Raw genomic sequence first — 21,006 nt, forward strand, 5'->3', positions numbered from 1 at the left:
ATGTCCGGCGGACACATGGCCCGGTGCGCGGCCCGCCCGTCACCCTCCGCCGACCCCTCGGGCCCCCGGTCAGGCTCCCAATAGCGATGATCTTGCCCGTAGCGGCAACGTCGGCGGTCGAGTACGCCAGTACGGGCAAGATCATCCGGTGAAGGCCGCGTTTTGGCGCAGGTGGGGGCGCACTTCTAGCATGGACGCATGAACGAACTCTCAGCGGAGCAGACCAACCGGGTCATCGCCCTGGCCATGGACCTCGCCCGGGAGGGGCGTACGGAGGAGCTGCTGGAGTTTCTCGACCACGGCCTGCCCGTGGACACCCGCGACGAGCAGGGCAACACCCTGGTGATGCTCGCCGCCTACCACGGCCAGGAGGCCACGGTCCGCGCCCTGATCGACCGCGGCGCCGACGTCGACCTGCGCAACGAACGGGACCAGACACCCGTCGCCGGAGCGCTGTTCAAGGGGGAGGACGGCATCATGGCAATGTTCGTCGCCGCGGGCGCCGACCTCGACGCGGGTACGCCGAGCGCCCGTGCCGCGGCCGAGATGTTCGGCCGCGCCCACCTGCTGCCCTGACCCGGAACCGGGCCCCGGCAGGGGGCCGGAAACAGGCCGAGCCGACGCGGTCGGGGCCGCGTCGGCTCGGTGGGTCAGACCTGGAGCGGTCCTTCAGCCGCCGGTCAGGTGCCGTTCAAGGCGCTGACCGGACGTGCTCCGGGTCGGACCCGGTGGCCTCGGAACCTCAGGCCTTGCTCGCCTGCAGGGCCTCGACGGCCTTGCGCACACCCTCGCCGTAGGCCGGGTCGGCCTGCGTGCAGTTGCCGATGTGACGCTCGATGGTGGCCTGCGAGGCACCGTCGATCGCACGCGCGGTGTTCTCGAACAGCCTCTGCTGCTCGTCCGTGCTCATCATGCGGAACAGGTCGCCGGGCTGCTCGAAGTAGTTGTCGTCGTCCTCGCGGTAGTCGAACCGGTCCGCGGTCGCGCCGACGGCCATCGCCGGTTCGGCGTAGGCCGGCTGCTCCTGCCAGCGGCCGTAGGAGTTGGGCTCGATGCCCGGAACGCGGCCCTGGTTGCCGTCCACGCGCATCGTGCCGTCGCGGTGGTAGGTGTTGACGACCTTGGCCCCGCGCGGGTAGTTCACCGGGATCTGGTGGTGGTTGACGCCCAGACGGTAGCGGGCCGCGTCAGCGTAGGAGAAGAGACGGCCCTGCAGCATGCGGTCGGGGGAGACGCCCACACCCGGGACGAGGTTGGCCGGGGTGAAGGCGGCCTGCTCCACGTCCGCGAAGTAGTTCTCCGGGTTGCGGTTGAGCTCGAACTCGCCGACCTCGATCAGCGGGTAGTCCTTCTTGGACCAGACCTTGGTCAGGTCGAAGGGGTGGAAGCGGTAGTCCGCGGCCTCGGCCTCGGGCATGATCTGGACGTAGAACGTCCACTTGGGGTTGTCGCCCCGCTCGATGGCCTCGAACAGGTCCGCCTGAGCGGACTCGCGGTCGTCGGCCACGACCTTGGCGGCCTCCTCGTCCGTGAGGTTCTTGATGCCCTGCTGGGTGCGGAAGTGGAACTTGGCCCAGAAGCGCTCGCCGGCCTCGTTGACGAACGAGTAGGTGTGCGAGCCGAAGCCGTGCATGTGGCGGTAGCCGTCGGGGATGCCGCGGTCCGACATCACGATGGTGACCTGGTGCAGGGCCTCGGGGAGGTTGGTCCAGAAGTCCCAGTTGTTCTCGGCCGAGCGCATGTTGGTGCGCGGGTCGCGCTTGACGGCGCGGTTGAGGTCGGGGAACTTCAGCGGGTCGCGGAAGAAGAAGACGGGGGTGTTGTTACCGACGATGTCCCAGTTGCCCTCCTCGGTGTAGAAGCGCAGGGCGAAACCGCGGATGTCGCGCTCGGCGTCGGCGGCGCCGCGCTCGCCCGCCACGGTGGAGAAGCGGGAGAACATCTCGGTCTGCTTGCCGACCTCGGAGAAGATCGCGGCCTTGGTGTACCGCGTGATGTCCTTGGTGACGGTGAAGGTACCGAAGGCACCGGAGCCCTTGGCGTGCATCCGGCGCTCGGGGATGACCTCACGGCTGAAGTGCGCGAGCTTCTCCAGGAACCACAGGTCCTGCAGCAGCATCGGCCCGCGCGGACCCGCGGTCAGGCTGTTCTGGTTGTCCGCGACCGGGGCGCCGTTGGCGGTGGTCATCGGCTGGGTGTTGTCCTGGGACATGTTTTCCTTGGTCTTCGATGGGGTCTGCCGGTGCTGCGTCGGGACACCGGGCGTTGTCAGGCCTGCTGGCACCCGGGGCACAGGCCCCAGTAGGTGACCTCGACCTCGTCGACGGCGAAACCGTGGTCCTGCGAACCCGTCATGCAGGGGGCGGATCCGGTGGCACAGTCCACGTCGGCGATCGCTCCGCAGCGGCGGCAGACCACGTGGTGGTGGTTGTCACCCACCCGCCGCTCATAGCGCGCGGGTGACCCCTCCGGTTCAATTCGTCTCACGAGGCCGGCGTCCGTCAGAGCCTTGAGCACGTCGTACACCGCCTGTGTGGACACCGCACCGATCTGGCCGCGGACCACCTGGAGCACGGTGCCGGCGTCGGCGTGCGGGTGGGCCCCGAGCGCCGCCAACACCGCGATCCGGGGTCGGGTCACGCGTAGCGAGGCCTCCCTGAGGAGGACCTCGGTCTCGGTCTGGTGCATGCTCCCATTGAAGCATCTTTTCTGGAATAGTTCCAACAAAGACCCCTTCAAGCTTGTGAACTGGGGTTTTGTCGGGCCCTGGGTGGTCGGGGCCGACGACCTCACCGCTCTGCGTGCCCGCCTGCTGGGATGAGCGCGGCTCGGCCGCGTGCCGCTCGGGGGACACGGCCAGGACCGCTTCCCGACGGAGCCGGACGAAGCGGGATCACACGAAGGGGACCACGGAACAGACGGTGGCCACCCCGAGCCCCAGCGCGAGCACGCGGTAGTTCTTGTACCACGGCGTCCCGACCAGGTCCTCGGACTCCTGCCGCCAGGTCTTCCTGCTCCAGGTGATCTCGGCGACCTTCTCCGCCGGCGGCGCCTCGGTCGCCAGGGAGACGGCCACGAACACCACCAGGCTCAGCACGAGCATGATCCCGGTGGCGTACAGGAACTGGAGGTCGAACACCCCGAAGACCTCGCCCAGGAAGAACGCCGCCAGCCCGACCGGGACGACGGCCAGGGTCCACACCCCCGCCGGGGTGGAGGCGCGCTTCCAGAACAGTCCGCCGAGCAGCACCACGACCAGGGGCATGGTCACATAGCCCAGGAACGACTGGAAGTAGGCCACGATGCCGGAGAAGGTCAGGATCACCGGTGCCCACAGGGCCGCCGCCAGCAGGAAGACGCCGACGAGGATCCGTCCGATGGTCAGCAGCTGCCGCTCGGTGAACTCGCGCCGTCGGGTCCTGATGAAGTCGTTGACCACCAGGCTGGAGGCACCGTTGAGCACCGAGTCGAGCGTGGACATCAGGGCGAAGAGGAGCGCGGCGATGATGACGCCGCGCAGGCCCACGGGAACGAAGTCGAAGATCAGCGCGGGCCACACCATGTCGCTGTTGGGCACCTCGTCGGCGTCGTAGATGCCGCGGCCCAGGACCCCGGGAAAGACGAGCAGGACCAGCACGGGCAGCTGCAGCGACCCGGCGAAGAGCGCGCCCCACCGGCCGTGGTCGATGTTCTTGGCGGCCAGGACCCGCTGGACGACGATGTGGTTGGTCACCCACACGTAGAACGACAGCCAGATCGCACCGGTGAAGATCCCCGGCCACGGCAGGAAGTCGTCGTCGGCCGGGGGCGCGACCGTGAACCCGCCCTCCGGCGCCAGCTCGGGCAGCACCGACAGGTCGAAGTCGAACTGGGCCAGGACGGTGACGAAGAGCGCGGCACCGGCGGAGAACAGCACCACGCCCTGGATGGTGTCGGTGACCATCACCGCTCTCAGGCCGCCGACCAGAACGTACCCGCCGCCCAGCACGGCGATGATCGCGATGTGCACTCCCAGCGGCACCTCGGGGAACAGCAGGGACAGCACCAGCGAACCGGCGAACATCGATCCGGCGCTGTCGAGCAGCATGGCCGTGACGACGGTGAAGCCGGAGAAGGCGTAACGGGCCCGGCGGTCGTAGCGTTTTTCGAGGAACTCCGGAACGGTGGTGATCCTGGACTGCAGGTAGAAGGGCAGGATCAGCAGCGCGAACACGAGCAGCACGATCGTGGCGATCCACTCGTAGTTCCACACGGAGATGCCCGTCTCGAACCCGGCACCTGCCAGACCCAGGTACTGCGTGCCCCCGAACTGGGTGGCGTAGAGGGAGAACCCGACCACCGGCCAGACCATCGTGCGGCCGGCGAGGAAGTAGCTCTCGGAGCCCTTCTGCTTGCGCCCCACCCACAGGGCCACGCCCACGATCGCGGCCACACACGCCGCGATGGCCACCATGTCGATCACGGTGAGTTCGAAATCCGGCACATCCTCCTCCTAGCGGTGGTCGCTGTCGCGGCGGCCGGGCCGCGACCGTGGGTCGCTTCCGTGGTCCTCGGCGTGGAGGACCGGTACCGAGTGGCGGGCTTCGCGGACCAGGCGGAGGGGGACCGCCCGGCGTGCGGCGCCGCACGGTGCTCCCGCCTCGGGCCCCGACGGCCCCGAGCCCCGCGCCGACCGCGGAAGCGGTGCCGGTCACCGTCATCTCGTTCCGCCTGCCCCACCGCACCCGTGCGTATGCGGGATCGACGCCCCGGGCGCCGGATCCGACCGGTTGACCCCTCCCTCGTGTGTCACACGCGGCAGCCGGGTAGCCGCTTGGCAGAATCGCCGGGTAGGCGGGAGCGCCTCCGCCTCCTCCGGGCCGTCGGCCGGGTGCCCGCCCGGTCGGCCGACGCCCCGGGGCCGTTCGCTCGGCAGGGCGGCCCGACGGCGACCCAGCAGTGGACGAGCGGCTCGGACGAAGGGATGGACGATCATGCGTGCTCTGACAGTGGTGCCGTCGCAGGCCGACACGGTGCGGGTGGGTGAGGCCGAGGCCCCCGTGCCGGGCGCGGGGGAGCTGCTCGTCGACGGCCTCGCGCTGGGCGTGTGCGGTACCGACCGCGAGATCGCCCGGGGCGAGTACGGTGAGGCGCCGCCCGGCGAGGAGCACCTGGTCCTGGGGCACGAGTCCCTGGGGCGGGTGCGCGAGGCACCGGACGGCAGCGGCTTCGCGCCGGGTGACCTGGTGGTCGGGGTCGTGCGGCGGCCCGACCCCGAGCCGTGCGGCGCGTGCGGGCACGGCGAGTTCGACATGTGCCGCAACGGGCGGTTCACCGAACGCGGCATCAAGGGCATCCACGGCTACGGGGCGCAGCAGTGGACGGTGGAGGCCGACTACGCGGTCAGGCTCGACCCGTCGCTGGAACGCGTCGGCGTGCTGATGGAACCCACCACGATCGTCGCCAAGGCGTGGGAGCAGATCGAGAGGATCGGAAACCGGGCCTGGTTCGATCCGCGCCGCCTGCTCGTCACCGGCGCCGGGCCGATCGGCCTGCTGGCCGCCCTGCTCGGGGTCCAGCGCGGACTCGACGTGCACGTCCTGGACCGGGTGGAGACGGGGCCCAAACCCGACCTGGTGACCGACCTGGGAGCGACGTACCACACCGGGGGCATCGCCGACGTCGTCGCCGGGGGAGAGCCCGACGTGATCATCGAGGCCACCGGCGCGTCCCCGCTCATCCTGGACGCGATGACCCACAACGCGCCCTACGGCATCGTCTGCCTCACCGGCATCTCCACGAGCGGCCGGACGATCGGTATCGACGCGGGCGCGGTCAACCGCGAGATCGTCCTGGAGAACGACGTGCTCGTCGGGTCCGTCAACGCCAACCTGCGCCACTACGAACTGGCCGCCCAGGCGCTGGCCCGGGCCGACCGCTCCTGGCTGGAGCGGATGATCACCCGGCGGCTGCCGCTGGAGCGCGCGCACGAGGCGTTCGAGCCCGGCGGCGACAACATCAAGACCGTCATCGACCTCTGAGCGGGTCTGGCAGCTTCGTGGGACCACGGATTCGCTGTGGCCGCGGTCGGTGTTCCGGACGGCCGCGGTTCACCGGTGGCCGGCTGGTTCCGACGGCCCCTCTCCCTCCCGGACGCGACTCCCGCCCGGGCACACCGCGGACCGGCCGATCTCACACGGCCCGCTCACGTCCCGGCCAACGGGGGAACCCGAACCGCAAGCAGTGCGACCGGTCCGGTCACGCGGGGGCTGAAAAGGCTCTGAGCTCGGACAGGTCTTTTGCGGGTGGAATCACCGAATCCCTTTGCAGCGAGGTCGTGCGGGACTCTTTCCGCTGCCTCCGGGGAGCGGGAAGCGGAGGGGAGGGCGGGGAATCGGTGAAAGCACGTGTTGTTTCGGAGTGTTATTGACATCTGGCTCACCGTGTCGAATATTCGGTGTTCAGCGCGCTGGAATATGACCGTCAATATTCTCCGTACACCTCGTGAGGAGCATGGAATGGGAGCACGATATCTGGCTCGGCGTGCGTCGTCCGCCTTTCTCGGCCTGCTGATGGCCGCCGCCCTGGTCCCCGCGTCGTCGGCGGCCGCCGACACCGTGGAGACCATGGGCGGGTCGGGGCCCTACGACGCCGAGTACGTCACCACACTGCGCCTGCGTGACCACACCATCTACCGTCCCGTCGACCTGCCCGAGAACGAACAGCTGCCCATCGTCGCCTGGGGCAACGGCGCCTGCCGCGCCGACGGGACGTGGTTCGAGAACTTCCTCACCGAGATCGCCTCGCACGGTTTCCTGGTCATCGCCAACGGTCGTCCGGGCGGCTCCGGCAGGACCGACGCCGAGATGCTCACCGAGGCCGTCGACTGGGCGGTCGATGAGAACGACCGATGGTTCAGCCAGTACCGGGGCCACATCGACACCGACAGCATCGCGGTCATGGGCCAGTCCTGCGGCGGCGTGGAGACCTACGAGGTCGCCGACGACCCGCGTATCGACACCACCGTGCTGTGGAACAGCGGCCTTCTGACCGACCGCGACAACGACCTGCTGGACGACCTGCACGCGCCCGTCGCCTACTTCACCGGAGGCCCCGACGACATCGCCTACGAGAACGCCGTGGACGACTACGGCCGGCTGCCGCAGGGCCTGCCCGCGTTCATGGGCCACCTGGACGTCGGTCACTACGGAACCTTCGGAGAGCCCGACGGCGGCGAGTACGGCCGTGTGGGCGTCGCCTGGCTGAAGTGGCGGCTCAAGGGCGACCAGCAGGCCCGACAGGAGTTCGTCGGCCCTGACTGCGGCCTGTGCTCCACCGAGTGGGACGTGCGGCAGAAGAACCTCACGTAGGACCACCGGGCTTACCGGTTCCACGGATTCCCCGGGCGGTCGATGGCAGGCGACCGTCCGGGGTCCGGCCGTCTTGTCATGCGGTGAACCCGTTGCCCGGATCGGTCCGCTCTCATGTGCTCCCGTGGTGTTTCGCGGCCGAATCGCGAGAAGTCCGCATTCTGGAGCCCTCCGTGTCCGGGTGATTGCTTTGGGTGGTCGGAGAATGAGGTGAGGTGACGTGGTGCGCCCGGCGGCCGCTCGCCGAGCCGACCGGAAGAGGGAGCCACCACCATGCCCATCCACCGAACCGCCTCCGGGAGCCGCGACGGGACGCGGACCCTCGTCGCCGTTCTCACCGCGGCTCTCGCCGTCGGGACACCGTCGGCAGCCGGGTCCGTGACCGGATCCGTGGCCGGAGCCCGGGAGCCGATCTGTGTCTCGGAGTCGCGCCCCGAGGCCGCGAAGCGCCTCAACGAGCGGATCCTGCGGGAGACGGACGGGCGCGAGGGAACCGTCGCGGTGGGGGTCTCCGCCTACGACGGCGATCTCACCTGCGGACTCGACCCCGACGCCGGATTCGACGCGGCCAGCGTCGGCAAGGTCGTCGTCCTCGGCGCGCTGTTGCGCACCGCAGTGGACGAGGGGCGCGAGCTCACCGCAGAGGAGGAGAGGCTGGCGACCGACATGATCACCGTGTCCGACAACGACGCGGCCGGGGAACTGTACGGCCGGCTCGGCTCCGAGCGCGTCCAGCGCTTCCTCGACCTGGCCGGGATGGACCAGACGAAGCTGCATCCCGAGAACTACGTCGGACTGATGAGGATCACCGCTGGTGACCAGCTCGTCCTGCTCGGCCTGCTGCGCACGGACAACGACGTGCTCGGCGCGGACGAGCGCTCCTACGCACGCGGTCTCATGGGCGACGTCGTCGAGGACCAGAGGTGGGGAGTGTCCGGCGGGGCTCCCGAGGGTGCCGAGGTGTACCTGAAGAACGGCTGGCTGCCCCACAAGGGCACGGACACCTGGCGGGTGAACAGCGTGGGCGGCTTCAGGGGCACGCCGGCGGGGGACTACGACCTCGTCGTCCTCACCGACGACGGTCCGGGCATGCGGTACGGGGTGGAGACCATCGAGTCCGTGGCCGTGGGAGTGCACTCCGCCCTCGCGGGCGGGGAGGGGCGCACCCAGAGGCCGCGGGCCTGGTCGCCGCCCCCCTCCGACGGCTCCGACCGCGCCTGAGCTCGACCGTGCCCGGCCCCGGACGGGACCGGTCCCGCCCGGGGCCGATCCGGGACGCGTGCCGCCGCGTGCTGTCGCGGGGGCACGCGGGCACGCGGATTCCACACCGAGACACCCACAGGAGGAACAAGAGCCGTTGACTATGGTTGGCCATATTCACAAGTCATGGTGTATGTTGTACTTACGCCCGAGGGGATGTGTCTTCCCTTGGCAGGGAAGGGCGTGAACATGCCGTCCCGCCCTCTCCGTCGCCCGTCGTCCCCCCGGCGCGCGGCTCCCCCGTACGCACAGACCGGAGCACACCATGACCCAGCCCCAGCAGCCGCCCTACGGTCAGTCCATGCCGCCCGCGCCCCCCCGGGCAGGGCATGTCCACGGGAAAGAAGTTCGGTCTCGGGTGCGGTGGATGCCTCGGTGTTCTCCTCGTCCTGCTCCTGCTCGGCGGGTGTGTGGCCGCGCTGTCCGGCGGCGTGTCCGAAAGCGGGGCCCCGGAGCCCGCCGCCACCGAGGAGGAGACGGCTCAGGAGGAGGACGAGGACGCTCCCGCCGAGGAGGAGGGCGCTCCGGAGGAGGAAGGCACCCCGGACGAGGCCGAGGAGGAGCCCGAAGTCGTGGAGGAGGAGACTCCTTCGACGATCGGCAACGGTGTTCACCGCGTCGGTGAGGACATCGAACCCGGCACGTACACGACCGATGGTCCGAACCCGGACGACATCGTCCCCATGTGCTACTACGCACGCTTGTCCGGGCTGTCCGGGGAGTTCGATGACATCATCGCCAACAACAACATCGAGGGACCCGGTTCCCTCGTGGTCCAGGAGGGCGACGCCGCCCTGGAGTTGTCCGGCGGCTGTGAGTGGACGCTGGAATAGCCGTCGGAGGAGTGGGAGCGGCCCGGCCGTGTTGGTGGGCCACTCGGCCCCCGATCCGTTCGCGGCCGTGGCGGATGCTTCGGCGTCCTTCTCGCCCCGCTCCTGATGGACGGGCGGTCCGGACGGGGACCGCCCCCAAGCGGACCGCTGGTCGAACGAGTGGGTTCGGCCAGTGGTCCGCGCCCGTGCGTTGCCCGGCCGCGGGTCCGCCCGCGGAGGTCCGCCCGGAGAACCCCGCGGGGTCAGGGTTTGCGGGCGACCGCTCCCCGCATGGCGATGTCGAGATGGGCGCCGATCTCGGGCTGCCCCGTGCGCCACCGCGTCACCGGTACGATTCCGGGGTCGAGCAGCTCCAGGCCGTCGAAGTAGGCGGCGAACTCCTCCGGCGTGTGGGAACGGTAGGCTAGGGCCGCTCCCTCGTTCCACTGCTCCAGCGCCGTGGCCGCGTCGGGGTCGTCGGGCATCACGTGGTCGCCCACCATCACGAAGCTCCCCGGGGCGAGAGCGTCCTTGTAGCGGCTCATGGTGTCGAGGGCCTCCGCCAGGTCGGGGATGTGCCCGAGCGTGCCCACGACGCTGAGCGCCACGGGGCGGTCGAAGTCCAGCAGTTCGCTCGCCGCCTCCAGGACTCTGCCGGTGTCGCGCAGGTCGGTGTCCACGAACTGGGTGGCGCCCTCCTCGCTGCTCACCAGCAGGGCCCGGGCGTGGGCCAGGACCATCGGGTCGTCGTCGACGTAGACCACCCGGGACTCGGGGGCCACGGACTGGGCCACCTCGTGGGTGTTGTCGTACGTCGGCAGGCCCGTGCCGATGTCCAGGAACTGCCGGATCCCCTCGTCACGGGCCAGGAGGGTGATGCCGCGGACCAGGAAGCCACGGCCCGCCCGGGCGTCGACGGCGATGTTCGGGTAGGTGCGCAGGATCTGCTCGCCGAGTTCGCGGTCGACGGGGTAGTGGTCCTTGCCGCCGAGCCAGTAGTTCCACACCCGTGCGGAGTGCGCCACGGTGGTGTCGACGCCGGCCGGGGGCGCGGGGTCGTGGGGGTGGGTCATCGTGTTCGTCCGATCCGTTCGTGTGCCGCGATCTGCTCGTCGAGTCCGCGGTCGGCGGGGTGGTGCTCCGTGCCGCCCAGCCAGTAGTCGAGCACACGCGCCGGGTGGGCAACGGCGGTGTCGTCCACGGCGGGAGCGTCCGTCACGGGAAGCCTCTCCGTCACCGGAGGTGTGATGCCGTGCATTGTCCCGGTCTCCAGGTGCGCAGCGCAAGCCCGAAAGCCCTGTGGCACAGGCGTTCGGGCTGATCGGCCGATGCTTTCGCCAAGCCCGCGCGGGCGGGACCCGACGGACCGGGCGGACCGGACCAGAGCTCCGGAACCCGGACCGGGCGCACCGGGTGCGGCCGACCGCCGCGAACCAGCTGCCCGTCCTCGGCGGATCGTGCCGGACGGGTGGGCGCTGGCTTTTGGAGCGCTGGGTCTGCTGTCGGCGGTCACGGGTCCGCACATGAGTTCGACCTGGCCGCTCGCGCCGGGCGGGTTCGCCTTCGGCAACATCGTCTTCGGTGAGCCGAGCCTGGTGTTCGGTATGGGGTTGGCGTCGTTCGGTGTCGCTGCGGCGGGTCGGGTCTTTCAGTGGTCAACACCATGTGGCCCGTTCGCCGGGGGCGCCTCCGGCGAACGGGCGCCGGGCCTCACGTCAGCTCGGGATCGTTCTCGGCCAGAGAGCTGAGCGAGGGGTTGAAGGCGTCGCGCAGGGAGTCGCCCAGCAGGTTGAACGCGATGACGACCAGAGTGATCCCCACACCGGGGAAGACAGCCGACCACCAGGCCAGACGCAGGGTCTTCTGGGCGTCGGCGAGCATACTCCCGAGTGAGAACCCGGGAGGCTGCACACCCAGGCCCAGCAGGCTGAGCGAACTCTCGACCAGGATCAGCGTGCCCACGCTCGTGGACCACAGGATGATGACGGGCCCCAGGACGTTGGGGGTGATGTGGCGTACCAGCACCCTGACGGGGGAGGCGCCCGTGGTGCGGGCCGCGGTGACGAAGTCCAGCCGCTTGGTCTGCTGCACCGAGGACACGATGGTCCGCGCGTAGTTGGTCCATCCCCAGAACGCCAGCACCAGCATCAGCAGGACGACGCTGGGTCCCGCGAACGCGGCCAGGGCGATACCGACGGCCGCGAAGGGTACCGCGAACTGGATGTCGGCCATCCGCATGAGGAATCCGCCGACGAAGCGCTCGTAGTAGCCGGCCAACAGGCCCAGTGTCAGGCCGATGACCGCGGTCGCGGTGGCGGTCAGGAAGCCGATGAGGAGGCTGAGCCGGAGCCCGACGAGGATACGGCTGAACACGTCGCGGCCCAGGGGGTCGGTCCCGAGCAGGTGGCCGCCCTCGCCTCCCATCCAGGACGGGGGCTCGTTCGTCGCGGTCAACACCTGGTCGGTCGGGTTGTGCGTGGCGATCAGCTCCGCGAAGCAGGCGACCAGCACAAGGGCCGTGATCATCAGGACGGCGATCCTGCCCATGGGTGCGGCCCACACCCTGCCCAGGATCTCTCTGCCGCGGGACGTGCTGCGGGGCACCGGGGCCGGCTCGGGTGCCGCGGAGTTCTGTGGGGTTGCCGTGCTGTTCAATGTGCCGCCTTCGTCCGTAGCCGCGGGTCGACCGTTCTGACGATGGTGTCCATGAGGATGTTCATCACGGTGATCAGCACCGCGAGGCTGAACACGCTCGCCTGGATCACCGGGAAGTCCCGGTTGGACACGCTCCCGACCAGGAGTGCGCCCAGCCCGTTGTAGTTGAGCAGGGGTTCGAGGATGAGCAGGGCGCTGAACATCAGGGAGAACTGGATGCCCAGCCATGCCAGGACGGGCGGCAGCGCGGTGGGCAGGGCGTGCAGGAGCAGCACCCGGGCCGGGCTGAGGCCCTTGGACCGGGCCGTGATGACGTGCCCTTCGGTGAAGGCGTCCAGCAGTTGGCCGCGCGTCAGCCGGCTCAGCGTCGCCAGCCCGTAGATGCTCAGCACGGTCCAGGGGATGACCAGCGCGGAGAAGCCGGCGTTGCCGGTGGCGGGCAGCCACTGCAGGTTGATGGAGAAGACCAGCACGAGCAGCATCGCGAGCCAGAAGTAGGGAACGCCGTCGAACAGGAACGTTACGACCATCAGGGAGCGGCCCGAGAGGCGGCTGGGCCGCAGCGACGCGTAGATGCCGATGGAGAGCGCGCCCAGCAGTGAGATGACCAGCGGCGGCAGCACGATCCACAGGCTCGGCCCCAGCCGTTCGAACACCATCTGCGAGGCGGGCAGGCTGAACATGAACGACTGCCCGAAGTCGAGCGTGAAGTTGGCGGTGACCGTGTTCAGGTACTGCACGGCCAAGGGCTGGTCCAGGCCGAACCGGGCACGGGTGGACGCGATGACTTCGGGGCTGGCGTCGGCGGGAGCCATCAGCGCCGCGGCGTCGCCGGAGAGCCGGACCAGGACGAACAGCAGCGTGGAGACGCCGACCGCGACGAAGACGATGAGCGCGAGGCGCCGGACGAGGTAGGTCAGCATGGTGCTAGCTCTCGCCGGCCTGTGAGGCGGAGTCGAACACCCGGGTCAGGAAGCGTTCGCGTTCGCGGGCGAGCTGCTCGGCGAACTCGCCCCGGGGCTGTGCCTTCTCGATGTCGTCCCTGGCGAGGGTGCCGTGCTCGTCGAGCAGCTGCTCGACGACGGCGAGCCGGTCGCGCAGCACCCACAGCTCCGAGGCCAGCTCCATGGTGATGGAGAAGAGCGCGTCCATGTGTTGTGGGCGGGTCAGGTACACGGCGTCGTCATTGGCGAAACCTGGCATGGGTTACCTCTCCTCGCTGGCGCGCGGCGTGGAGCCGACGGACACCGGTCGCAGGGGCTCGTTGGTGGACGGGGTGTCGGCGAAGGACAGGCCGACCGGTTCCGGGCGCGCACCCGCGGCCGTCTGGTCGAGCTTCAGTTCGCCGGGGAAGTGGCAGGCGACGGACCGGCCCGGAGCGGCCTCGCGCAGGGCCGGGGTCTCTGAGGCGCAGCGCTCCCGTGCGATCGGGCAGCGGGTGCGGAACACGCATCCCGACGGCGGCGCCATGGGCGAGGGGATCTCCCCGTTCGGGACGATGCGGTGTTCCCGGTCCTGGTGCATCGATGCCAGCACGGCGGAGTAGGGGTGCAGCGGTTCGGTGAACAGGGAGTGCGCGGGGGCGACCTCCATGAGCCTGCCGAGGTACATCACGGCGATGCGGTGGCTGATGTGGCGGACCAGCGAGAGGTCGTGTGTGATGAACAGGTAGGCCAGTCCGAACTCCTGCTGGAGGTCGTCCAGGAGGTTGACGATCTGGGCCTGGACGGACACGTCCAGGGACGCGGTCGGCTCGTCGGCGATGATCAGCGACGGGTCGGTGATCAGCGCACGGGCGATGCCGATCCGCTGGCGCTGTCCGCCGGAGAGCTCCTGTGGGTAGCGCTGGGCCATGGAGGTGTCGAGTCCGACCAGGTCCAGCATCTCGGCGACCCGGGCGCGGCGCTGCGCGGCGTCGCCGATGCCGTGCACCACCAGCGGTTCGGTGAGGGCGTCACCCAGCCTCATGTAGGGGTTGAGCGAGGTCGAGGGGTTCTGGAACACCATGGCCATCCGGCGCCGGGCGTCGCGGCGCAGCCGGGCTCCGGAGCTGCGGGTGATGTCGCGGCCCTCGAACTCGACCGTTCCCGCCGTGGGCTGGTACAGGCGGATGAGTGTGCGTCCGACGGTGGTCTTGCCGCTGCCGGACTCGCCCACCAGTCCCAGCGTCTCGCCCCGCGAGATCTCCAGGGAGACCCCGTCGACGGCTCGCAGTACCTTGCGTGAGCGGCCGAAACCGCCCATGGGGAAGTGTTTGGCCAGTCCGTGAGCCCTGAGGACGAGCTCGCCGCTCGCCTGGGCCCCCTGGTCAGCGGTCATCCCGAGGTCCTTTCCCTGGGTTGAGCGGTTCCTGCGGTGACGCGCACGCACGAGGAGCGCCGGTCCGGCTGGTCCGTCACCGGCACGGGTGTGAGCGGTGCCGTCTCGCACACGCCGCGCCGGTGCTCGCAACGCGGTAGGAACGGGCATCCGGTGATGACGGTGAGCGGGGAGGGCGGCCTGCCCTCGATGGCGCGCAGCCGCTCACCCGGGTGCTGGCCCGGAGCCGCATGCAGCAGCGACCAGGTGTAGGGGTGCTCGGGCCTGGCCATGACCTGGGCGGTGGGGCCCTCCTCGGAGACCGCACCCGCGTACATGACGACCAGTTTGTCGGCGATGTCGGCGATGACGTCGAGGTCGTGGGTGGCGAGGGCGATGGAGATCCCCAGGTCGCGGTTGAGCTCCTGGAGCAGTTCGAGGATCTGCGCCTGGGTGGTGACGTCGAGCGCGGTGGTGGGCTCGTCGCACAGCAGCAGCGAGGGCGAGGCCACCAGCGCCATGGCGATCACCACGCGCTGGAGCTGGCCGCCGGAGACCTCGTGCGGGTGGGAGTTCAGTCGCGCTCCCGGATCGGGGATGCCGACCCGGGAGAGCATGTCGCCGGACAGGTCGCGTGCGGCGCTCCTGGACAGGGAGGGGTCCGCGGCGCGGGCCGACTCCACGAGCTGGCGTCCGATCGAGTGCATGGGGTGCAGGGCCCGCCACGGGTCCTGGAACACCATTCTGGCGGTGCGCGCACGGAAGTCGCGCAGCCGACGCCCGCGCAGGGGCGCGATGTCCTGGCCGTCGACGACGATCGAACCGCTGATCCGCGCTCCGGGCGCCAGCAGCCGCAGTACGGCCAGCAGCGCGGTGGACTTGCCCGACCCGGACTCGCCCGCCAGGGCGACGATCTCGCCGCGGCCGACGGAGAAGGAGACGTCGCGCAGGATCTGGGCGCTGCCGCCCGCGGTGCGCAGCCGCACGCCCACCTGGTCCAGGCGGAGGATGTCCGTGTCGGTGCTCACAGCCGCTCCTGTCCGGGTTTGCGGGCCAGGGTGACCCAGGGGTAGGACTCCTTGCCCAGGGCTTCCTGGCGCACGTCGGTGAATCCCGCCTCGCGGGCGATACCGGCGAGGTCGGTGGTGGCGGCGGTGCGCCACCAGGGTTCGTGGCCGTTCTCCGCGTCCCAGTCGTCGTGCCACGCCTGGTAGGGGCTGCGGAGGCGGTAGGGGGCCACGTCGGAGAAGACGAGGTCGCCACCCGGGCGCAGCAGGCGCAGCGCTTCGGCGAAGACCTTGCGGATGGCGTGCGGCGGGATCTCGTGGAGCAGGATGAAGGAGGTCACGAGGTCGAACGCCCCCTCGGCCAGCCCGGTGTCCTCGGCGGGGGCCCGGAGCAGGTCCCACTCCAGGCCGGCCTCGGCGGCACGGCGCTGGGCGTAGCGCAGCTCCGACACGGACAGGTCCACCCCGGTGATGCGGGCCCCGGGGTAGGTCTGTGCGAGTTTCATGGTGAACTGCCCGGTTCCGCATCCCAGGTCGCAGATGTCGGTGTAGTCCTCGCGGGGCGCGAGCCGGGCGACGCTGGCGCGCTGGCCGAAGATGTCGCCCGGGAAGGAGGGGACCAGCAGGTAGCGGTACACCAGCTCGTGGTGGACGAAGCCCATGTGCTCGTGGCCGTCCCACCCGCCGGTGGTTCCGTGGAACTCGTAGCGCCAGTAGCGCGGGACCGCTTCCTCGCCGCGGTCGGTGATCGCCTCGGCGTCGACCGGCGCGGCCTTGGCGGACAGGTCCTCAGCGCGTTCCCCGAAGGCGTCGACCGCGCGGGGCGTGAGGACGGAGCGGTTCCACCGCAGGGCCGCGCCGATGATTCCCAGGTCGGCGTCCTCGGCGAGTTCCCCGTCGACCGCCGCGCGCAGCCCGGCGATGTCGGTGCCGTCCCAAGCCAGCGCGTCCCCCTTCTCCAGCCGATCGCGCAGGCGCGCCTGCAACGGCCGCAGACCGGCGCGCATGGCCTGCAGGAACTGCATCTCGGACCGGCCGCGCTGCGCGAGCTCGACGTCGGCCCGCATCCCGTCGGGAACGGCGGACTGTGCTGCGGTGGTCATGGTCACTCCTTGGGATCGTGCTCGGGTTCCTGCAGGAGCCCGGGGCACGTGGTCTCCGGCCTGGCCCACGCGCCCCGGGTCGCCGCTGGTCAGCCGGCCTTGACCGCCTCGTCCAGCAACAGGACCAGGCCGTCACCGTAGTCGACGCCCGTGACGTCGGCCTGGTGGGCCGAGACCGAGGGCCGGCCGTAGGTGTAGAGGACGTAGGCCTGGTCGCGGACGTACTCGGAGGCCTCGATGAGGGCCTGCTCCCGCACCTCGGGGTCCATCTCGTTGCGCTGGGCCTCGTACAGCGCGTCCCAGTCCTCGTCCTCGACGAAGGGGCGCTCGCCGGTGGAGATGAAGGAGTAGGGGCGTCCGGCGTCGAAGATCCCGCTGTAGGAGGAACCGCGGTAGAAGATGTCGGCGTCGGTCCCGTTGCGGAACTGCTCCACCCACACGCCGATCTCGTTGGCCTCGATGGTGGTGGTGAAGCCGGCTTCGTCGAGCTGGCTGCCGATGGACTCCAGCAGGGAGCTGTCGCGGGCCTGGCCGGAGAGGGTGACCTCGGCGCCGACCGCGTCGGCCTCCTCCAGCAGTTCGCGGGCCTTGTCGGGGTCGAAGGCGGGGCGCTCGATGTCAGGGGAGTAGCCGAAGACGCCCTCCGTGGCGACCTGGCCGTCCTCGATGGTGCCCGCGCCGAAGGTCAGGGCGTCGATCATCGCGGGTGCGTCGATGGCGGCGACCGCGGCCCTGCGGACGCGGACGTCGTCGAAGGGCTCCTGCACGGTGTTGAGCTGGAACATGTTCTGCAGGCCGCTGAACTCGTTGTGCACGAGGATGTCGTCGCGCCCGTCCAGGACCTCGATGGCGTCGGCCGCCACCTCGTGGGCGATGTCGATCTCGCCGGACTCCAGCGCCGAGGACAGGGCCCCGGTGTCGGCGATGTAGCGGACATGGATGTTCTCGGTGGCGGGCGCCTGCCCCCAGAAGCCCTCGTAGGCCTGGTACTCGACCCCGGTGGAGGGGTCGTAGGAGGTGATCTCGTAGGGGCCCGAACCCACGGGGTCGGCGCTGAACCCCTCGGCGCCGCCGACCTCCTCCCAATGGGCCTTGGGCACGATGAAGATCTGGCCGACCTGGGACAGCAGCAGCGGGTCGGGCTCGGACGTCTCGATCTCGACGGTCCCGTTCTCGCCCTCGCGGACCTCGGAGACCGTGGCGAGGTAGGAGGCGTTGGCGAACTGCTGGTCGAGGATCTCGTTGAAGCTGAAGACGACGTCCTCGGTGGTGACCGGGGCGCCGTTGTGGAAGGTGGCGTCCTCGCGCAGGGTGAAGCTCCACAGGGTGTCGCTGACCTGCTCCCAGTCGGTGGCCAGACGCGGTTGGGGCTCCTCGTCGCTCCGCATCTGCCGGACCAGGGCGTCGAAGGCGTTGAACTGGAAGGTCGCGTACTGCTTGTTCAGCGGGTTGATGGCGTCCTCGGTGATCGAGGTGCCCACGGTGATGAGGGAGGTCTCCTCCTCCTCGCCGCCGGAGGACCCGGGGGCTCCGCAGGCGGTCAGGAACAGGGCCGCCGTCGCGATACCCGCGACGGCCGTGACGGCCGTGCCCCTTCGGGCGGGGCCGGGCCGGGACGGCGCCGGGCCGTTCACGTGGGCCGGGTGTCCGAACATGGTTTCTCCTCGTGCGCGTTCTGGAGGTCGCGCTTGCGTGGTGCGGCTGAGTCGGGGCCCGGGACGGGTGGCTTCCCGGCGCGGCCTGCGGGTGCTGGATGCCTGGTTCAGGGGGAGGCGAAGGTGGGCGCGGACCCCTGCCGGAAAATTTCGTCACTCATGGTGACGGGGTTTCACGCGGCTTAACGTGAACAGCCTTTGTTTCCTCTGATGGAAAGGCGTTCCATTAATAATGGACACAAGGCATGTCAGGCGTCAAGAGGGAGAAAAAGACCATTGACACCCGACCTGCGACGGATAAGGTGTAGGTACGCGATTGGCTGGAATGCTGTTCCACTGAGTGGAACAAGAGAGGAGCGCTGATGGACGTGCCCATCCGCCACCGGGGCCGTGCAGGGATGGAGTTCCTGGGATCACTCCAGGGGTATGCCGGGGGCGTGCTCCAGAAGCAGGCCGCGGCCGCCTACGCGGCAGCCGTCCCCGAGCCCCCGACCAAGCTCAGGGAGCGCCGCGACTCCGTCACCCGGACCCTCGCCGACAACAGCGCCTGGCGCTTCGACCGGCTCTTCACCCGCTACGTGGCCGAGGAGATCTACGTACGGGCGATTCCCGCCGCAGAGGAGGTGCGTCCGTCCATCGAGGAGTGGCTGGACGTGTCCGAGGCCCCCGGCAGCCTCACCCTGAACCCCGGCGTCAAACCCCCCTCCTACTGGGAGAACGGCTTCCACCTCACCCCCGGCGGGTGGGACGGCCACGACCTGATGGGGGTCATCACCCAGGACTTCGGCTACCAGTACGTCCTCAAGCCCGGGGGCGTGGGCGCGGTACGCACCGGCCAGGACCTCAACGACCAGCGCACCCTGTTGGCGATGGAGGCGCCCCGGCGCGACTACCGCAGGGTCCTCGAGCCGGGTCTGGGCACCGGCCGCTTCGCCCTCTCCCTCAGCAAGGTCTTCCCCGACGCCCGGATCACGGGGGTGGAGCTGTCCACCCAGATGCTGCGCTACGCGCACGCCACCGCGGCCGAGAGGGGCCTGGACTGGGAGCTGATCCAGGCCGCTGCCGAGGACACCGGGCTGCCCGACGCCTCCGTGGACCTGGTCGCCGCCTACATCCTGTTCCACGAGACGCCGCCCAAGGCGACCGAGGCGATCCTGCGCGAGATGTTCCGGGTCCTGGAGCCGGGCGGCGACCTCGTCATCGGCGACGTGGCCCCCTACGAGCACCAGGAGGCGTTCCGCGCCGTCGTCCTGGACTGGGAGACCGAGAACCGCGGCGAGCCCTACTGGCGCTCGGCCCTGCAGCTCGACGTGCCCGGGCTGCTCAAGGAGATCGGCTTCACCGACGTCCAGGCCTACGGGGTGGGGCCGGGCAACTACCCCTGGGTCAACCGGGCGCGCAAGCCGGAGCAGACCTGACCCCGGACCGACCGGGTCCGCATGCGGGCGCCCGCCGGCGTCCGGACACGAAAGAGGACGTCCCATGAGCAAGACCGACCACTACCTGGACTCCAAACGGCTGGACGACATCGCCCGTATGGTGACCGAGCTCGCCTCGGAGGTGTGGATCCTGCGTGACCGCAACATGATCCTGGAGCACCTGCTGGCCGAGAAGGGCACAGTGGATCCGGAGGTGATCGAGGAGCTGCACCCCGACGGGGAGCTCCTGGAGCGGATCCGGGCCGAGCGCGCCGCGTTCGTGCGGCGCGTCTTCGGCGCGGTCCTGGACCAGGACGCGCGCGTGGAGGCGGCGCTCGCGCGCTGAGCACGCACCGGCCACGCGGCGGCGGGGCGGCGGGGACCCCCCCGCCGCCCCGCCGTCACGCGCGGGCGCCCAAGCGCTCGGAGAGCCTGCGGGTGGTCTCCAGCAGCGCCCGCGAGCAGGCGTCGGCCTCCTCCAGGAAGCGCTCGCGGGGGCCGCACACGCTGATGACCGCCACGGGCTCGCCCCGGTGGTCCAGGAGCGGGGCCGCGGTGGAGGCGGCTCCGGCCTGGCGCTCGCCGAAGGACGTCGCATAGCCCGCCGTGCGGATCCGGTCCAGCTCGCGGCGCAGTTCGTAGACGTCGACCATGGTCTCCCCCGTCAGCGAGCCGAGCGGCTCGCGCTCCAGGTAGGCCTCGCGCTCGTCCTCGGGCAGGAACGCCAGGAACGCCTTGGACGAACTGCCCGCGTGCAGCGGATAGCGGATCCCCAGGGAGACGGCCATGATCACCTCGCGCTGGGGGGTGACCTGGTCGATGTAGACCCGGGCGTCGCCGGTGCGCACGGACAGGGTGGTGGTCTCGCCCGTCAGCCGGGAGAGCGCGCGCAGGTCCGCGGCGGCGATCTGGCGTACGTCCACACGTTCCTGGTAGGCCGCGCCCAGCCGCATGGCGGTCGTTCCCAGCGAGTAGCGGTGGCTCTCCTCGTCCAGGTGGACCAGGTGGCGCGAGCGCAGGGAGGCCAGGATCCGGTGCACGGCGGCCTTGGAGGTACCCAGGTTCTCGGCGATCTCGGTGACGCCGAGCGTGGGCGAGTCCGACTCGGTGAACAGGACCAGGACGTCGGCGGCGCGCTCGACGGTGGCCACGGTCTGGCTACCGGAGTCGCGCCGGACGACCGGCGGCTGCGCCGGGGAAGGCTGGGTGGGCATGGCGGGGGCTCCTCAGCGGGTACGGGATGGGAGTGTCCCACAGCTGGGGCGCGGCGGTGCGCGGACCAGAGTCCGCGCGCCGCCGCTATTCCTGTACGAGGAACGGTGTCATGGATTCACTGGGGATCAGGAGGAGTATATCCGGTAACACGGTTTCAGTAAACGGAACGAATGGAATCCGCTTTCCAAGCCGGGAACCGCGCCTGGAATGGCCCGGGCCGACGACGGTGGGCGG

General features: G+C 70.2%; 21 protein-coding genes. 8 read left to right on the top strand and 13 right to left on the bottom strand.

What is annotated here, in order from left to right:
• The first annotated feature begins 198 nt into the window (after positions 1-198).
• Complete coding sequence (locus tag FYX01_RS13205; RefSeq protein ID WP_150241045.1) at positions 199-576, top strand: ankyrin repeat domain-containing protein; 378 nt, start codon at positions 199-201, stop codon at positions 574-576.
• Positions 577-742: 166 nt separating this feature from the next.
• Here the strand turns inward: FYX01_RS13205 and FYX01_RS13210 are convergent, their stop codons facing one another.
• The 3 genes from FYX01_RS13210 to FYX01_RS13220 form a co-directional block, all read right to left on the bottom strand.
• Positions 743-2,212: a catalase gene (locus FYX01_RS13210; protein WP_150241047.1), complete on the bottom strand. Its 1,470-nt coding sequence runs from the start codon at positions 2,210-2,212 to the stop codon at positions 743-745.
• Between the two features lie 56 nt (positions 2,213-2,268).
• Entirely contained in the window at positions 2,269-2,688 is a 420-nt protein-coding gene (locus tag FYX01_RS13215; RefSeq protein ID WP_150241049.1) for a Fur family transcriptional regulator, read from the bottom strand.
• 205 nt (positions 2,689-2,893) lie between these two features.
• Positions 2,894-4,483, bottom strand: coding sequence for a sodium:solute symporter family transporter (locus tag FYX01_RS13220; RefSeq protein ID WP_150241052.1), 1,590 nt, complete (start codon positions 4,481-4,483; stop codon positions 2,894-2,896).
• Between the two features lie 490 nt (positions 4,484-4,973).
• On the opposite strand from FYX01_RS13220, the gene FYX01_RS13225 reads away from it, so the two are divergent.
• From FYX01_RS13225 to FYX01_RS13240, 4 genes are all read left to right on the top strand, one after another.
• Positions 4,974-6,020 carry a glucose 1-dehydrogenase gene (locus FYX01_RS13225; protein WP_150241055.1) on the top strand — a complete coding sequence of 349 codons (1,047 nt, stop codon included), beginning with the start codon at positions 4,974-4,976 and terminating at the stop codon, positions 6,018-6,020.
• Between the two features lie 477 nt (positions 6,021-6,497).
• A complete protein-coding gene (locus FYX01_RS13230; RefSeq protein WP_150241057.1) occupies positions 6,498-7,349 on the top strand; it encodes a poly(ethylene terephthalate) hydrolase family protein in 852 nt (283 codons plus the stop codon).
• 273 nt (positions 7,350-7,622) lie between these two features.
• Entirely contained in the window at positions 7,623-8,570 is a 948-nt protein-coding gene (locus tag FYX01_RS13235) for a serine hydrolase (protein WP_150241059.1), read from the top strand.
• 368 nt (positions 8,571-8,938) lie between these two features.
• Positions 8,939-9,442, top strand: coding sequence for a hypothetical protein (locus tag FYX01_RS13240; protein ID WP_150241062.1), 504 nt, complete (start codon positions 8,939-8,941; stop codon positions 9,440-9,442).
• A gap of 242 nt (positions 9,443-9,684) precedes the next feature.
• Here the strand turns inward: FYX01_RS13240 and FYX01_RS13245 are convergent, their stop codons facing one another.
• The gene (locus FYX01_RS13245) at positions 9,685-10,494 is read right to left on the bottom strand and encodes an SAM-dependent methyltransferase (protein ID WP_150241064.1); all 810 of its coding nucleotides are present in this window, start codon (positions 10,492-10,494) and stop codon (positions 9,685-9,687) included.
• Complete coding sequence (locus FYX01_RS13250; RefSeq protein WP_150241067.1) at positions 10,491-10,640, bottom strand: SAM-dependent methyltransferase; 150 nt, start codon at positions 10,638-10,640, stop codon at positions 10,491-10,493. The genes FYX01_RS13245 and FYX01_RS13250 overlap by 4 nt, the downstream gene beginning before the upstream one ends.
• Positions 10,641-10,749: 109 nt before the next feature.
• Here FYX01_RS13250 and FYX01_RS13255 point away from each other — a divergent pair, with 109 nt between their 5' ends.
• On the top strand, positions 10,750-11,169 hold the full coding sequence (locus tag FYX01_RS13255) for a DUF981 family protein (protein ID WP_150241069.1): 420 nt from the start codon (positions 10,750-10,752) through the stop codon (positions 11,167-11,169).
• Here FYX01_RS13255 and FYX01_RS13260 read toward each other — a convergent pair.
• The 7 genes from FYX01_RS13260 to FYX01_RS13290 all read right to left on the bottom strand — a co-directional run bounded on the left by FYX01_RS13260 (position 11,132) and on the right by FYX01_RS13290 (position 18,139).
• A complete protein-coding gene (locus FYX01_RS13260; RefSeq protein WP_223830435.1) occupies positions 11,132-12,076 on the bottom strand; it encodes an ABC transporter permease in 945 nt (314 codons plus the stop codon). The two genes, FYX01_RS13255 and FYX01_RS13260, sit on opposite strands and share 38 nt — an antisense overlap.
• A complete protein-coding gene (locus FYX01_RS13265; protein ID WP_150241073.1) occupies positions 12,073-12,999 on the bottom strand; it encodes an ABC transporter permease in 927 nt (308 codons plus the stop codon). The genes FYX01_RS13260 and FYX01_RS13265 overlap by 4 nt, the downstream gene beginning before the upstream one ends.
• 4 nt (positions 13,000-13,003) lie before the next feature.
• Entirely contained in the window at positions 13,004-13,279 is a 276-nt protein-coding gene (locus tag FYX01_RS13270; protein ID WP_150241075.1) for a hypothetical protein, read from the bottom strand.
• Between the two features lie 3 nt (positions 13,280-13,282).
• Positions 13,283-14,395: an ABC transporter ATP-binding protein gene (locus FYX01_RS13275; protein WP_150241077.1), complete on the bottom strand. Its 1,113-nt coding sequence runs from the start codon at positions 14,393-14,395 to the stop codon at positions 13,283-13,285.
• Positions 14,392-15,402 (bottom strand): ABC transporter ATP-binding protein, encoded by a 1,011-nt coding sequence (locus FYX01_RS13280; protein ID WP_190394307.1) that lies wholly within the window; start codon positions 15,400-15,402, stop codon positions 14,392-14,394. The genes FYX01_RS13275 and FYX01_RS13280 overlap by 4 nt, the downstream gene beginning before the upstream one ends.
• Positions 15,399-16,484 carry a class I SAM-dependent methyltransferase gene (locus FYX01_RS13285; protein ID WP_150241081.1) on the bottom strand — a complete coding sequence of 362 codons (1,086 nt, stop codon included), beginning with the start codon at positions 16,482-16,484 and terminating at the stop codon, positions 15,399-15,401. Before FYX01_RS13285 ends, FYX01_RS13280 begins: the two co-directional genes overlap by 4 nt.
• Positions 16,485-16,573: 89 nt before the next feature.
• The gene (locus FYX01_RS13290; RefSeq protein ID WP_150241083.1) at positions 16,574-18,139 is read right to left on the bottom strand and encodes an ABC transporter substrate-binding protein; all 1,566 of its coding nucleotides are present in this window, start codon (positions 18,137-18,139) and stop codon (positions 16,574-16,576) included.
• Between the two features lie 362 nt (positions 18,140-18,501).
• On the opposite strand from FYX01_RS13290, the gene FYX01_RS13295 reads away from it, so the two are divergent.
• Entirely contained in the window at positions 18,502-19,557 is a 1,056-nt protein-coding gene (locus FYX01_RS13295) for a class I SAM-dependent methyltransferase (RefSeq protein WP_150241085.1), read from the top strand.
• A gap of 64 nt (positions 19,558-19,621) precedes the next feature.
• Complete coding sequence (locus FYX01_RS13300; RefSeq protein ID WP_150241087.1) at positions 19,622-19,903, top strand: hypothetical protein; 282 nt, start codon at positions 19,622-19,624, stop codon at positions 19,901-19,903.
• Positions 19,904-19,958: 55 nt separating this feature from the next.
• Here FYX01_RS13300 and FYX01_RS13305 read toward each other — a convergent pair whose 3' ends face one another.
• The gene (locus FYX01_RS13305) at positions 19,959-20,771 is read right to left on the bottom strand and encodes an IclR family transcriptional regulator (RefSeq protein WP_150241089.1); all 813 of its coding nucleotides are present in this window, start codon (positions 20,769-20,771) and stop codon (positions 19,959-19,961) included.
• Positions 20,772-21,006 lie beyond the last annotated feature (235 nt).

The organism is Nocardiopsis quinghaiensis (assembly GCF_008638365.1).
Classification (GTDB): Bacteria; Actinomycetota; Actinomycetes; order Streptosporangiales; family Streptosporangiaceae; genus Nocardiopsis; species Nocardiopsis quinghaiensis.

Excerpts from the sequence above, each read along its gene's own strand:
- FYX01_RS13295 (WP_150241085.1), top strand. The coding sequence starts at position 18,502 with ATGGACGTGCCCATCCGCCACCGGGGCCGTGCAGGGATGGAGTTCCTG.
- FYX01_RS13240 (WP_150241062.1), top strand. The coding sequence starts at position 8,939 with ATGTCCACGGGAAAGAAGTTCGGTCTCGGGTGCGGTGGATGCCTCGGT.
- FYX01_RS13285 (WP_150241081.1), bottom strand. The coding sequence starts at position 16,484 with ATGACCACCGCAGCACAGTCCGCCGTTCCCGACGGGATGCGGGCCGAC.
- FYX01_RS13265 (WP_150241073.1), bottom strand. The coding sequence starts at position 12,999 with ATGCTGACCTACCTCGTCCGGCGCCTCGCGCTCATCGTCTTCGTCGCG.
- FYX01_RS13275 (WP_150241077.1), bottom strand. The coding sequence starts at position 14,395 with ATGACCGCTGACCAGGGGGCCCAGGCGAGCGGCGAGCTCGTCCTCAGG.
- FYX01_RS13305 (WP_150241089.1), bottom strand. The coding sequence starts at position 20,771 with ATGCCCACCCAGCCTTCCCCGGCGCAGCCGCCGGTCGTCCGGCGCGAC.
- FYX01_RS13270 (WP_150241075.1), bottom strand. The coding sequence starts at position 13,279 with ATGCCAGGTTTCGCCAATGACGACGCCGTGTACCTGACCCGCCCACAA.
- FYX01_RS13205 (WP_150241045.1), top strand. The coding sequence starts at position 199 with ATGAACGAACTCTCAGCGGAGCAGACCAACCGGGTCATCGCCCTGGCC.
- FYX01_RS13230 (WP_150241057.1), top strand. The coding sequence starts at position 6,498 with ATGGGAGCACGATATCTGGCTCGGCGTGCGTCGTCCGCCTTTCTCGGC.
- FYX01_RS13225 (WP_150241055.1), top strand. The coding sequence starts at position 4,974 with ATGCGTGCTCTGACAGTGGTGCCGTCGCAGGCCGACACGGTGCGGGTG.
- FYX01_RS13215 (WP_150241049.1), bottom strand. The coding sequence starts at position 2,688 with ATGCACCAGACCGAGACCGAGGTCCTCCTCAGGGAGGCCTCGCTACGC.
- FYX01_RS13210 (WP_150241047.1), bottom strand. The coding sequence starts at position 2,212 with ATGTCCCAGGACAACACCCAGCCGATGACCACCGCCAACGGCGCCCCG.
- FYX01_RS13300 (WP_150241087.1), top strand. The coding sequence starts at position 19,622 with ATGAGCAAGACCGACCACTACCTGGACTCCAAACGGCTGGACGACATC.
- FYX01_RS13245 (WP_150241064.1), bottom strand. The coding sequence starts at position 10,494 with ATGACCCACCCCCACGACCCCGCGCCCCCGGCCGGCGTCGACACCACC.
- FYX01_RS13255 (WP_150241069.1), top strand. The coding sequence starts at position 10,750 with ATGCTTTCGCCAAGCCCGCGCGGGCGGGACCCGACGGACCGGGCGGAC.
- FYX01_RS13290 (WP_150241083.1), bottom strand. The coding sequence starts at position 18,139 with ATGTTCGGACACCCGGCCCACGTGAACGGCCCGGCGCCGTCCCGGCCC.
- FYX01_RS13235 (WP_150241059.1), top strand. The coding sequence starts at position 7,623 with ATGCCCATCCACCGAACCGCCTCCGGGAGCCGCGACGGGACGCGGACC.